Genomic DNA, 12,742 nt, shown 5'->3' with positions numbered 1-12,742 from the left:
CTCATGCGAGGTGACGTGTGCGAAGTCTTATCCATGAAGTATCTCACTGTTATCCGTCATGCCAAATCTAGCTGGGCACAGCCTGGGCGGGCGGATCATGACCGGCCTTTGAATGAACGGGGGCTGAGCGCTGCTGGAGCGGTGGCTTCGTTTCTACACCGCACCTACTTTGGTGGGGGGGAGAGCCAGGCGTTGATCCCGCCTCCGGACCGGTTGATGACGAGTACAGCGGCACGAGCGCTGGCGACGGCGAAGATCATGCAGGAGGTGATGGGGATGACTACGGAATCCCTCATCCTGGATTCGACGCTGTATCTGGCAGAGGCTCCGAAAGTGCTCAATGCGGTGAGGCAGCTCGATGAGAACTGGAGGCATGTGGTGTTTTTTGGCCACAATCCGGGGCTGCACGACTTTGCGGAGCGCATCCTGGCGCGGGCGCATGTACCTAAAATGCCGACTTGCACGGCGGTGCTATTGGCGCTGCCGCATGCCTTTTGGGGGCTGGCGGACTGGGGCGAGGCGCAATTGATCGGCTACGTAACGCCAAAGGCACTGGAGCGCCGTTTCCCGGAGCTATATGCTGGGATCTCCCGCACAGATGGCGAGGATTAATAGCGCGGGACCGGAGACTTAAGCCTTCTGCAAAAAGGCAAAGACGAAGACACCGAGGAGGAGGAAAGCAGTAGCGACGAGGATTCCGATGATCATGACGTACCCAAATTGACAGAATCTCTGTGGCTGACAAATGAAATTTCTCCTTGCGTAGTGGAATACTTGAGGCAATTTCGCCGCCCCTATGGCAAAAACAGCTTGGCTTGAGCGCGAGAAGCGCAAACAGAAGACCGTCAATAAGTACGCTAAACTCCGCGCGGAGTTGAAGGCGAATGGTGATCACCAGGGCCTGGCCCTGCTTCCCCGTGATGCCAGCCCGACCCGCCTGACCAATCGCTGCCGCGTTTCTGGTCGCCGTCGTGCTTTCATGCGCCGCTTCCAGATGTCCCGTCTGACTTTCCGTGAAATGGCCCTCGCTGGTCTGATTCCCGGAGTTACCAAGTCCAGCTGGTAAGCGCTTGTCGCCGGTCCAGGGAAAGTCTCTCTGGACCAGTTCTGGGGAGACGTGGATAATCTAATTATGCCCACGTATTCCTACATCGCGGAAAATCCTGAAGAGAGCTGCCCCTCGTGCAGACGCGGCTTTGACCTCCGCCGTCCGATGGAGCGTGCTCCGCTGACCCACTGCCCGCTATGCCGGAAGCCGGTGAAGAAGCAGATCAGTGGTTTTTCAACCCCTAAATACACTAAGCCCGTGTCCACATCGGACGCTAAAAGTGCGGGCTTCACCATCCTGGAAAAGCGGTGTGATGGTAGTTACGAACGGCTTTAATCTTGCTGTATCGACCGTTGTCAGCGCTCCCCCATGAACCCCCTTTTTCCCTTCCTCACCCACCTCGCCATGGGCGGGGGTTCCCATGAGGTGATCCATGAATGGAATTTAACGGCCGGAGAGGTGGCGTGGTCTGCGGCGCTGGTACTTTTCTTTGTGCTGCTGAATGCCTTCTTTGTGGCGGCTGAATTTGCGATTGTGAAGGTGCGCAGTACACAACTGGATGCGCTGGTGGAGGAAGGCCATGCGAGTGCGATGGTGGCGCGCAAGGCGCTGAAGAATCTGGATGGCTATCTGTCAGCCACTCAACTAGGCATTACCCTGGCCAGTATTGCCCTGGGGATGATCGGTGAGCCGTATGTGGCGCGGGTGATCCAGCCGCTGATGTGGAAGATGGGGGTGACGAGTGACCCGATCATTTCATCTGTTTCCATCGGTATCGGATTTGGTGTGGTGACTTTCCTGCATGTGGTGCTGGGCGAGCTGACGCCGAAGTCCCTGGCCATCCGCAAGTCCTTGGCGACGGTACTGGTGATCAGTGCGCCGCTGCACTTTTTTTATGTGCTTTTCAAACCGGCGATCTGGATCCTCAATGGTGCGGCCAACTGGCTGCTGAAGGTTTTATTTCGGCTGGAGCCCGCCTCCGAAAGTGAGCTGGCACACTCTGAGGAAGAGCTGCGGCACATCGTGGCGGAGAGCCAGAAATCCAAGGAAGTGACGGAAACGGAGAAGGACATCCTGCTGAACGCGCTGGCGCTGAATGACCGCTGCGTGCGGGATGTGATGACGCCACGCAACCAGGTGATCTCCCTGGATGCGGATGATTCCTTCGAGGCGAACCTGAAGGTGGCGGTGGACAGCAAGCATACGCGCTACCCGCTGGTGGAAGGACACCTGGACCACAGCATCGGCCTGATTCACATCAAAGATCTGCTTTCACTGATCGGCAAACCGACGGCGGATCTGCGCAAGATCAAGCGGGACCTGCCGATGGTGCCGGAGATGATGCCCATCGACAAACTGCTGCGGTTTTTCCTGGACCGGCATGTGCACATCGCCCTGGCGGTGGATGAGTACGGCGGGACGGTGGGGGTGGTGACGCTGGACAATGTGATGGAGGAGATCGTGGGGGACATCCAGGACGAATTTGACCAGGAGAACAGTGAATTCCGCCGGGTGAACGAGGATGAGTTCATCGTGGAGGGGATGCTGAACCTGTATGAGCTGACGGACCAAGCGGGCCTGGAGATCGAGAGCGAGGATGTGACGACCATCGGCGGCTATGTGACGCATCTGCTGGGGCATCTGCCGAAGGTGGGTGAGCAGGTGATTATCGAGGATTACGAAGTGACAACGACGAAGGCGGATCTACGCCGGGTGCTGCAACTGCATTTTAAACGCATCAAAAAAGAGGATGCGGCGGATGGCAGCGGGCAGGCGGATGAAGAGGATGAATAGTGCTTTCAGTTGCAGCGGGCGATGGCATCGCTAAACGCTGGGGCATGAATCTTTCGTCTCCGCGCCTGGGTCTGCTCGTCGTTGTTTCCGGTCCATCCGGCACGGGGAAAACGACGCTGTGCAGGAAGGTGTGCGATGGGGAAAAGGGTGTGTTTTCCGTCTCCTGTACGACGCGTGCGCCAAGGCCGGGGGAGGAGCATGGAAAAGATTACTTTTTCCTGGAGGAAGAGGATTTCCTGGCCCGGGTGGACCGGGGAGAATTCTTCGAATACGCGCGGGTGCATAACCGGTGGTATGGGACGCTGAAGAGCTATGTCTATGATTACCTGCGGCGGGGGGTGGATGTCTTTATGGACATCGATGTCCAGGGGGCAGTGCAGGTACGCGGCTGTGACGATGAGCTGGTGGAGCGCTGTCTGACGGACATTTTTGTGATGCCGCCGAGCATGGAGGAACTGCGCCAGCGCCTGAGCGGGAGGAATACGGAAAGTGCGGAGGCGTTTGAACTGCGGATGCTGAATGCGGAGGCGGAGTTGCAGCATTGGAGTAACTACCGCTACTGCCTGGTGAGCGATACGCGTGAGAGTGATGAACAGCGTTTCCGTGCGCTGCTGGAGGGGGAGAAGATGAGGACGAGCCTGGTGATCTGAGAGGACGGGGGCTGCGAATTCTAGGTGGGGTTACGCATGGAAGGAGCAAGACCGGGGAGTAGCTGGATGCTACAATGGAGGTTTTGGCGAGCTAAATCTCTGGAGTACTTTGATGGCTCCGGGGTTGGGGAAAATCTTTTGATTTGGCTATGGCGTGGCGGAGGCAGGACGAAGTGCGTGGAAGTAAGCTAGGGTGAAGGTGGGGTGGATTTTATGGTAGAAGGCGATGACGAGGTCGGCCTTGGCTTTCACTTTGGGGTGCGTTTCGATGGCGGACCAGAGGGCGCGGTCGCCCATGAAAAGGAGGGCGGCATAGGAATTGAAATCTTCTTCGATGCTGGCCAGGCCGTATTCGTGGAGGAAACCGTCGGTATGGACGTCCTCCTTGATGCGGACGGAGGCCTGCTTGTTTTTGATGGCTGCCACTCCACTACCGCGATACGCAAAGCCGGGAGGGTTGATGGCCTGCCAGGCGATGAGATCAAACTGCGAGTGGTGGTTCCTGAAGAGGATGCTGGAATACTCCGCGTGGAAGATTCTTTCGATCTGCGCGGCGGTGTATTTAGGATGGCTGACGACGTAAACGATGCTGCGGGAATTTGTGCCGCCGGTGCTGACGCCTCTGTATTTCAGTGCAGCGACGACATAGACTTTTTTCAGGCTTGTGCTTAAAACCTCCGCCGGATAATGAGAGAGGGCTTCTTCCACCAGGGCGCGGGCCTGCGGCTGATCTGGCCCGGACAGGGGCACGGCGGAGGGTGCGGTTTTGGAGTTTCTCCAGACGGCGGGGAAGATGTGGGAGTCTGCCTGGTCCACGATGATTTCGGGCTGGGAAATCTGGCCGAGCGCGAATGGGGCTGCGACGAGCGTGATGAAAAGGAGAATGGCATTCATGGTTAGGCCGATGATTGACGGAGGCCGTGGTGAGGCTTCGCCGGATGGGCAGGCTGGTCCAGAATACGAAGGTTTGTCGAGCGTTTTGACCGTCGTTTTTGATGGCGGGATGGAGTACCTGGGGCAACGAGGCTGGAATACCTACCGCAGGAAGCATGTATTTAGCCGGGGAAGCAGGTTCTTTGGCAAAGGCGGGCAACTGCCAAATTATCCACCTTCTTGGGGGGCAAGCGGCGGACGATGCGGGTATGCGCAAAACACCTCAAGCCTACCTTCCGGCAACCAAATAGGGCCAGCTTACGGCTGGGGGCACAGGCTCAAGTTTAGGAGACCTTTCGGGCGATTAGGGGCCCGGATAGGCTTGATAGGGATGCTCGACACTGCGGACTTCATCGCGGCCGAAGAGCTTGTCCACGAGGGCACGAATGCGGCTGCGCTTGACGGGATTCATGGCGGCTTTGGCGGCTGCCTCGGCCTCGGCGGCGATGCGTTTTTCATCCTGCATGAAGCCCATAGCTTCGGTGGCGAAGGGGCTGGTGCCTAGGCCGTCCTGATAGGTGGGTGGGAGGTCATGGGTGCCTTCGACAATGCGGGGCTGGATGAAGATCAGCAGCTCACGGCGGTCATCGGACTTGGCGGTGGATTTGGTGAGGAGGTTGAGGACGGGGATGCGGGAGAGGAAGGGCACCTTGGAACCGCTGCCTTTGTCGGAATCGCGAATGAGGCCACCGAGCAGGACGGTGGAGTTGTTTTTGCACATAACGACGGTGGTGAGCAACTGCTTGGAGAGTGTGGGGTAGAGGTCTTCACCGACGAGACGTTCATCCAGCAGGTCGCTATTTTCCTGGGAGATTTGCAGGGTGAGCTCGTCCGGTGTGTTGATGAGGGGGACGATGTTCAGGCTGAGGGCGACGTCCTGGTATTGGACGTTGGAGATCAAGCCGCCGGCGGTGCCGAGGTTCTGGCTGGAGGAGGCGATGGGGAATGAGGTGCCGGTGCTGATGGCAGCGGGGGTGTTATTCAGCGTGAATATGGTAGGGCGGGAGATGATCTTAGCCCGGGAGTCGGTTTCGACCGCACTGATGATGAGATCAAGCCCTTCACGAATGCCGCCATAGAAAGACAGGCCACCGCCGGAAGCCAGACCTGCCGCAGTGGCGGTGTCGGCGAGGGGGATGTCGGAGCGGGGATCAAAGATGGGCGTGTCGGTAAGCAGTGAGCCGATGCCGCTGGCGAGGCCACGGCTGGCGGTATCGCCATTAGCATTTTCACGGGCGCGGATGAGGGCGCGGATACCAAAGGATTCGTTATCCACGAGTTGGACCTCGGCGATGACGGCGGAGATGAGGATCTGCTGCGGGCGGCGGTCGAGTTCATCCAGGATTTCATTGAGGGCGCGCAGGTGCTCAGGCGGGCCGGAGGCGAATAGGGAGTTGGCGGTAGGATCGCTGATGAGCAGGGTCTTGCCGACGACGATGGATGTAGGGCCGTTATTGGTGCGAAGAGGCTGGAGATTGCCCCCGCCGCCTGCGCCGCTGAAGCCGCCACCGCCACCGAAGCCGCTGCCGTTGTTGTTACCGTTGCTACCGAGACCGGAACTATTGCTGCCGAAACCGCTGCTGTTGTTGTTGTTTCCAAATAGGCCGCTGCTGCTGCCAGTCCCCGTGCCGGTGCCTGTGCCGGTTCCGGTGTTATTGCGGTTGTTGGATGAATTGTTAGACTGGCCCAGGCTGTTGACACCGCCACCAGCACCGCCGGAGCCGTCCCCTTCCGTGCGGGAAATGGCATCGCTAATGATGCCCATGGCGGCTTCGACGCTGAGATATTTGAGGGTGCGGGAGACGAAGGTGCGGAGCTCTGAGGCGGAATCCAGCTCGGTGACGAGGGTCTCGATGTATTCAGCGGTCTCTGGCATGGCGATGACCAGGAGGCGATTGGTGCGGGGGATGGCGAGGATCTTCGGCTTTACCTCCGCAGCGGTGGCGGCATTGCCCTCACCGGGCATCTGGGCGATCTGCGGAGGAATGGCTGCGCCTGGCTGTGGGATGACGGCGCGTGCACCGGGGTTGCCAGGATTGGCAGCGGCATCTTTATCCTCCAGGCCGAGGATCTCATCTAGGGCGGTTTTGACGTCCTCCGCATCGGCGCGGACGAGCTGGATGCGCTTGGTGACGGTGGCTCCGGGCTTGACGTCCAGGCGCTCCAGCAGTGCCAGGATGGAGCGGATGGTGTTGCTGTTTTCCACGATGACGAGGGCCTTGGCATTGGGCACGGGGGTGATGATGCCGTAGCTATGGCGGGGGATGATCTGGTCGATGGCCTTGACGGCATCATCTGGATTCAGGTATTTGAGCAGGGCGACAAAGCTGACGACCTGATCCGTCTCTGGCAGATCCGCTGCGGATTCATACAGGGGGGCACCATCGCTGGTGGGTTTTTTGTCCGAACCGAGGATCTTGACCATGCCATCGCCGGCTGGGACAAAGGAGTATCCATTGAGCAACAGGCTCTTTTCGATGAACATGATGGCGCGGTCTTTGGGAAGCTCCCCAGTGGTATCAATGGAAACGATGGCCTGCTCAATGCTGGCATCCCGGATGATTTTAAGGCCGGTCAACTCTTCATAAACGAAGAGGATCTGCGAGAGGGGGGCGTTAGGGAACTGCAGCAGTACGCCACCGCTGGGCAGGACGGCATCTTCCGGCCGGATGGACTCACGCTCTTCTCCGGCAGCGGCACTGCCTGGGGCAGCGCCAGGGCGAGGGCGGTTGAAACCACCGGCACCCGGAGGGGGTGTGCCATTGGGATTACCCGGACGCTGGAGCTGAGGCGGAATCTGCGCCAGCGCGGCCAGCGGGAATCCGAGCAGGCCCAGGGCCAGTAAAAAACGAAAGAAAGAAAGGGTCATGTCAAAGGGGCTGGCGAAAGGCTTACTGCTGGGGCGTGGGAACGATGGGGGCCGGGACTAACTGGCGACGGCGGGACATTGTCGGCGGCGTGACGGCTGGCTGGGCGGTGCCCGGAGCGGATGCCACGGGTGAGTTGTTAGGCACCATCGGGCGATTGGCGGCGGTGGGCGGGATAGTCCCTGGCACGCCGCCTGGCTGGGTGACATTAACCGGCTGCCCGGGCTGGCCCGGCTGGCCTGGGCGGGCGTTTGGATTGCCCACTGCACCGGGTTGAGTGGCAGGGGCTTTGAAGGTATTGTTCACCGTGACGGGACGGGAGGTCAGGTTGTCATCGTATTTGACGGTGGCCGTTTCACTGCCCCGAGCAATATCGGCTGAGGCCTCGGTGCGGTTGCGGTTGAAGTTGGCTTTGATGAGACGAAATTCAGTGTCTGTGTCTTCACTGGTGACTCGTTTGAATTCACCGGTCTGCTTGTTTTGCAGGCTGATGGTGATCTTGCCAGATTCACTTTTATACATGCTGGAGAGGGCCCAGTCCTGAGACCAATCCACCCTGGGGCCAGCGATGACGACGGTCTTGCGAAGGAAAGGATTGCTGCTCCAGGTCGTCTGATACCGGGCGTCCGGGAAAGCCTGGGGAATGACGGCCTCATCCAAAACAGATGTCGCGGCAGGTGCCGGTGCAGATTCATCGACAACGGCATCCTCGCTCGAGGCTTCCTGGGCCTGGAGGCTGGTGAAAGCCAGGCAAAGAAATCCCAGGGTTTTGAGCGCTTGTTTCATGAAAGGATGAGGATAGACCGATGAGGGGAAGCTGGCGTTCACAATCCCCCGGTCAGGGTTTTGTCGTATTTGAGGATGGCTTTCACACCGCCTTTTTCGAGTTCTGCGGACGCTTCGTTGCGATACCGGCTGAACCGGGTGTCTAGGAGCCTGTATTCCCCCTGTTCTCCAGTCATCACGCGACGGGTTTGACCGGTTTTTTGGTTGATCATGTGGATAGCGACGCTGCCACCCGAACTTTTATACATGCCGGTGAGCGTCCAATCCTGAGCCCAGCTCACTATCTGAGCAGGCTGAGGAACGGACCTGCTTAAAAAGGGATTGCTGCTCCAGGTGGCGTGATAACGCATGTGGTTATACGATGATGGAATCACCTGTGGCTCAAGAATGGGAGAGGCATCCTGGGCAGGCAGGGCCAGGATGCTGAAAAAGCATGCGGAGATACCAGTGAGGAAACGTTTCATGAGGGAGGCAGGCGGAACCATTTCTGGATGTTCATGGTGACGATGACCAGACTGGTATCCTCCTCATTGGGGATCATGGTCAGGGACGGGATGCTGATGTAGGCATCCGGTTTTTGCAGATCATGAAGCCATTTGTTCATGGATTCCCAGTCGGCACGGGCCTCGATGGTGAAGGTGGAGGATACCAGACCGGCGCGCTCGGAGGGCTCGATGGGCTGGATTTGGGGCAAGGTCACTCCGTGGGAGGTGGCCGAGGCTTCGAGCTGCTCCAGGAAGCCTCTGTCCACGTCGCCACGGCGGGTGAAGATGGGCTGCTTATCCGTGAGCCAGGTGAAGCGCTGATTCCAAAAATCCTTTTGCGCCATCAGGTCATCCGCCTCTATGCGACGGGTCTCCATCTCGATGGAGCGCATGTCCACCGTCTGCTTCCAGACGCGTAATTTAGTGAGGCCAATGAAGGCACCGCCAAGCACGACAACGGCACCCAGGCCTAGAGCCAGTCTTTGTTCACTGGCGGTCATAGGGTGGTCACCTCCGATTCTGGTTCAGCGCCATCGGCAGGGCGGCCTTCAGCACGGAAGGTGGCGGTGCCATCGTTTAGATTGGTAGGGTTAGGCGCGTCCCAAATCCAGCGCTTGAAGGCTTCATGGGAGAGCAGTTTATCCCGGAAATCAATGCCATGCCCCAGGCTGGAGGCGGCTCCATCAATAACAATGCCGTCTTCGCGAACCTCGAAACGGGTGATGCGGATGTTTTCCTGAGGTAGCAACTGGACGAGCTGGTGCAAGGTCTCGACAGGGTAAAGGTCGGGTGAAATGGCGAAGCGCATGTCTTCCCAGGCGGCCTGGGCATCGCGGATAGTCATGAGCTCCGGCTCCAGGGAATCCAGCCGGGCGAGTTCGCTATTCACCGTGTGCTGGCGAAGAGCGACGCGAGCGGCGAAGGCACCGAGGGCAGCGAGGAGGACGAAGGCAAAAGCCAGCGCACCCATCATGACCATGCGGCGTTGCTGGCGGTCATGGCGGTCTTTGACGACCGGGGCGGGGATGAGCCGGGAGGCGTGTCCGGGCAGAGAGGGGATCTGCTCCGCACGCAGGGTTACAGGCAGATCCAGGGCCTGGGTGAAATCCTCGGTGATGGCATCCTCCCGAGGCAAGAGAGCCTCCTGCCCTTCGGCAGCAGTGGGAACGAGGGCAGTGCTGACGACGGCGAGTGTCTGGATATTGGGTGAAAGGCCGCCGAGCTCCAGGGAGGCGAGGATGCAGCGGATCTCCGCTGCGGCATCCGCATCCAGAACACGGGCGGCGAGGGCCTGGCAGTGAAGAGGTGCCCCCGTTTCATGGGGAATGGCCAGGACGAGGGTGCCATCTTCACGCCAGATGAGGGCCTCCCCAGGCAGCAACTGATGAAAGGCGACTGAGGGTGCAAATTGGGCATTTCCGCCTTCTTCCAAGATATCCGCCGGCAACGGAGCGACCTGAATAAAGCCGATGGAGCGCTGGTCCCGCTCATCATTGCCGAGATTCCACAGGTCAAAGTTATTCCGGTCTGAGGTTTCCTGGCCGAAACCGGCTGCCTCCAGCTCCAGTTGGGCCATGGCTTCCCGACGGCCTGCATCCACGCCCTGAAACCGAAATGGTATGGTGACAAGGCTGCGCGCGGGCAGCGCGATCCATGCGGTTCCACGACGAGAGCGGGATTCGGCCTCGGGCCGGGCGACCTGGCCCCCGCGCAGACGCCATGCGCGGAATCCTTCCTCGTGAGGAATGAGCATGAGTTCGTCAGGGTTTTTCATGGGGCCGAATAGTAAAGCCGTGAGAGTATCAAATGCCTATGCAGTGTGCAAGGCATGAAGGGAGACAGCAAGGTCACAAAGACGGTTCAAACTTTGCGCCCGACTTGAAAATAACCCTATGACTATTCCCGAAGGGACTTCAGTTCATCCGCGCCCCACTGGTCCCAGGCGGCATAGTTGTTTTCAAAATCTTCCCCCGCAAGTATGGTCATCACATTGCGCACTTCTTCATTTTGCGGGTGCTGAGGATTTTTGAGGATGTTCAGGAAGAGCGGGATCTGGAGGGCACGATCACGGTTCATGAGATCTGAAAACAGAACTTCGATCACTTCAGGATTCGTCTTGGGGTCCACCAGGAAACCGGAGATGAGGTTATAGTCTTCATCGCTGGTCAGGTTGACCAGATGGCGGCTGGCATTCACCTGGGCTTCCCCGTTGAGGGTTTTGACCAAATTATGCAGGTCCTGCGCCATGGCGGGAATTTCCTTGTCCGAGCGGAGGATGTCATCAATGAGCACATCCCCTTCCTCAGCCGTGGTCAGTTGGGTAGCGATGCCAGGCATGGCCGGGGTGACCTTGGGAGCCAGCGGCTGGATGTCCGTCCGGGGAGCGGGCTGATCTTTCGGCTTTGAAGCAACGGGCGGCAGCTCTGGCGTCGAACCAGCGTACTGCCAGCCGATGTAAAGAGCTGCGACCATGAAGATGCCTGCTCCGATGAAGATGAGACGTTTCTTGGTGGACATGGGGGCGGAAGACATATGAGGCTATGACAAGCAGCAGTTTAGAATCTGTTCAAATCCAATCTGGCTGATCCGAGGTTCAATTACGAATCTCTTCACCTGTCGTGGCATGAGCCAGCTTCATTTCTTCGCGATGCAGGTTTGGATCGCTGCGGAAAGTGAGACGTGCGCCATATTTGCGCTCGAGGTCCACGAGGAGTTCACCGTCTTCGGTTTTTAGGCGTTGCATCACTTCCGGATGAACGACGACGAGGAGGCTTTTTTGGTCTTCCTTACCGCGGCCGAGAATGGCGCTGAGGCGGCGCTGAAGCTCCACGCTCATGGTCATGGTGGTCTTCACCTGGCCATGGCCTTTGCAATATGGGCATGGCTCATAAAGGGCGCTGCTGAGGCTCTCATGCAGGCGCTGGCGGGTCATTTCCATGAGGCCAAACTGGCTGATGGGCAGGACCTGGGTCTTAGCCTTGTCCCGCTTGAGATGGTCCATCATGAACTTGTACACAGCCTGCTGGTCCTTGCGGTGCTTCATATCAATGAAGTCCACCACGATGAGGCCACCCATGTTGCGCAGACGGAGCTGGCGGGCGACTTCCTGGGCTGCTTCCAGGTTGGTATCCAGAAGAAGTTTATCCTGATCCTTGGCTCCTTTGTTACGGCCAGTATTGACGTCGATGGAGACCAGGGCCTCCGTCTGGTCAATGACGATGTAACCGCCGCAAGGCAACCAGACCTGACGGTAAAAGGCATTGTCGATCTGCTTCTGGATGCCGTAATGCTCAAACAAAGCGGTCTGGCCCTGGTAATGGGTGATGCGGCTCTTGGCACGGCGGGAGATTTGAGCGGCCATTTTCTGCATGCGCTCGACGGTGGCCTGATCATCGCAGGCCACTTCATCGATCTCCTCGGTGAGGAAGTCACGCACGGTGCGCTCGATCAATTCTGGCTCCTGGAAGCAGCAGACCGGGGCTTTCTGACCGTCACGCTTGGCGACGATGTCATTCCACTGCTCAATGAGGAGGCTGAGGTCACGAATGATGTGGCGGGCGCGCTTGCCGGCGGCCTCGGTGCGCATGATGAGGCCCATGCTTTCTGGCAGGTTCACCTTTTCGATGATCTTGCGCAGACGGGCGCGCTCTTTGGGGTCCTCCACCTTGCGGGAGATGCCGAACTGATCGTTCTGCGGCATGAGCACCAGGAGACGACCGGCGAGGGAGATGTTGGTGGTGACACGCGGGCCTTTATTACCGATGGGGCCTTTGGTGACCTGGACCATGATTTCTGAGCCGACTGGGTAGAGGTCTGGGATGTCCTTGGCCTCGATGCGCTTGCGCTTCTTCTGGGCACCACCACGGGTCACTTCTTCCATGCCCTGGTTGGAAAGAGCTTCGGGAATGGCATCCCAGAAGTGAAGGAAGGCATTCTTATCCAGGCCGATGTCAATGAACATGGCCTTGAGACCCTGCTCGATATTTTTGACACGGCCTTTGAAAATGGAGCCAACGATGGTGCTGGTACCAACACGCTCAATGGTATATTCTTCCAAGACGCCATTGTCCAAAAGGGCGACACGGTTTTCCAGCTTTTCACAGTTAATGACAAGACGGGTGCCGCTTTTGATGTCTTTTTTTCCGGTGATAAACTCTTTGATTCGTTTCACGATTCCAA

Annotated in this window: 13 protein-coding genes; 5 read left to right on the top strand and 8 right to left on the bottom strand. The window is 58.4% G+C overall.

Annotated features, from left to right (window positions below; translation table 11 throughout):
- Positions 1–33: 33 nt before the first annotated feature.
- The 5 genes from EI77_RS16510 to gmk all read left to right on the top strand — a co-directional run bounded on the left by EI77_RS16510 (position 34) and on the right by gmk (position 3,492).
- Positions 34–612 carry a SixA phosphatase family protein gene (locus EI77_RS16510; RefSeq protein ID WP_166647304.1) on the top strand — a complete coding sequence of 193 codons (579 nt, stop codon included), beginning with the start codon at positions 34–36 and terminating at the stop codon, positions 610–612.
- A 184-nt stretch (positions 613–796) separates the two neighbouring features.
- Positions 797–1,066, top strand: coding sequence for a 30S ribosomal protein S14 (gene rpsN, locus EI77_RS16505; protein ID WP_133796403.1), 270 nt, complete (start codon positions 797–799; stop codon positions 1,064–1,066).
- A gap of 66 nt (positions 1,067–1,132) precedes the next feature.
- Positions 1,133–1,384, top strand: a complete 252-nt coding sequence (locus EI77_RS16500; protein ID WP_133796402.1) for an FmdB family zinc ribbon protein — start codon at positions 1,133–1,135, stop codon at positions 1,382–1,384.
- Between the two features lie 33 nt (positions 1,385–1,417).
- Positions 1,418–2,842 carry a hemolysin family protein gene (locus EI77_RS16495; protein WP_133796401.1) on the top strand — a complete coding sequence of 475 codons (1,425 nt, stop codon included), beginning with the start codon at positions 1,418–1,420 and terminating at the stop codon, positions 2,840–2,842.
- A gap of 44 nt (positions 2,843–2,886) precedes the next feature.
- Positions 2,887–3,492 carry a guanylate kinase gene (gene gmk, locus EI77_RS16490; protein ID WP_133796400.1) on the top strand — a complete coding sequence of 202 codons (606 nt, stop codon included), beginning with the start codon at positions 2,887–2,889 and terminating at the stop codon, positions 3,490–3,492.
- 147 nt (positions 3,493–3,639) lie between these two features.
- Here gmk and EI77_RS16485 read toward each other — a convergent pair whose 3' ends face one another.
- The 8 genes from EI77_RS16485 to EI77_RS16450 form a co-directional block, all read right to left on the bottom strand.
- Positions 3,640–4,386: a hypothetical protein gene (locus tag EI77_RS16485; RefSeq protein ID WP_133796399.1), complete on the bottom strand. Its 747-nt coding sequence runs from the start codon at positions 4,384–4,386 to the stop codon at positions 3,640–3,642.
- 343 nt (positions 4,387–4,729) lie between these two features.
- Complete coding sequence (locus EI77_RS16480) at positions 4,730–7,294, bottom strand: secretin N-terminal domain-containing protein (RefSeq protein ID WP_133796398.1); 2,565 nt, start codon at positions 7,292–7,294, stop codon at positions 4,730–4,732.
- A gap of 22 nt (positions 7,295–7,316) precedes the next feature.
- On the bottom strand, positions 7,317–8,078 hold the full coding sequence (locus EI77_RS16475) for a hypothetical protein (protein WP_133796397.1): 762 nt from the start codon (positions 8,076–8,078) through the stop codon (positions 7,317–7,319).
- Between the two features lie 38 nt (positions 8,079–8,116).
- Complete coding sequence (locus tag EI77_RS16470; protein WP_133796396.1) at positions 8,117–8,542, bottom strand: hypothetical protein; 426 nt, start codon at positions 8,540–8,542, stop codon at positions 8,117–8,119.
- A complete protein-coding gene (locus EI77_RS16465; RefSeq protein ID WP_133796395.1) occupies positions 8,539–9,063 on the bottom strand; it encodes a hypothetical protein in 525 nt (174 codons plus the stop codon). The genes EI77_RS16470 and EI77_RS16465 overlap by 4 nt, the downstream gene beginning before the upstream one ends.
- On the bottom strand, positions 9,060–10,337 hold the full coding sequence (locus EI77_RS16460; RefSeq protein WP_133796394.1) for a hypothetical protein: 1,278 nt from the start codon (positions 10,335–10,337) through the stop codon (positions 9,060–9,062). Before EI77_RS16460 ends, EI77_RS16465 begins: the two co-directional genes overlap by 4 nt.
- Positions 10,338–10,459: 122 nt before the next feature.
- Positions 10,460–11,080: a hypothetical protein gene (locus tag EI77_RS16455; RefSeq protein ID WP_166647303.1), complete on the bottom strand. Its 621-nt coding sequence runs from the start codon at positions 11,078–11,080 to the stop codon at positions 10,460–10,462.
- A gap of 76 nt (positions 11,081–11,156) precedes the next feature.
- Positions 11,157–12,734 carry an Rne/Rng family ribonuclease gene (locus EI77_RS16450; RefSeq protein WP_243838903.1) on the bottom strand — a complete coding sequence of 526 codons (1,578 nt, stop codon included), beginning with the start codon at positions 12,732–12,734 and terminating at the stop codon, positions 11,157–11,159.
- Positions 12,735–12,742 lie beyond the last annotated feature (8 nt).

This window comes from Prosthecobacter fusiformis (assembly GCF_004364345.1).
In the GTDB taxonomy this organism is placed as follows: domain Bacteria; phylum Verrucomicrobiota; class Verrucomicrobiia; order Verrucomicrobiales; family Verrucomicrobiaceae; genus Prosthecobacter; species Prosthecobacter fusiformis.
The sequence above is the reverse complement of the archived record's forward strand: the minus strand, read 5'-3'. Positions and strand labels throughout refer to the sequence as shown.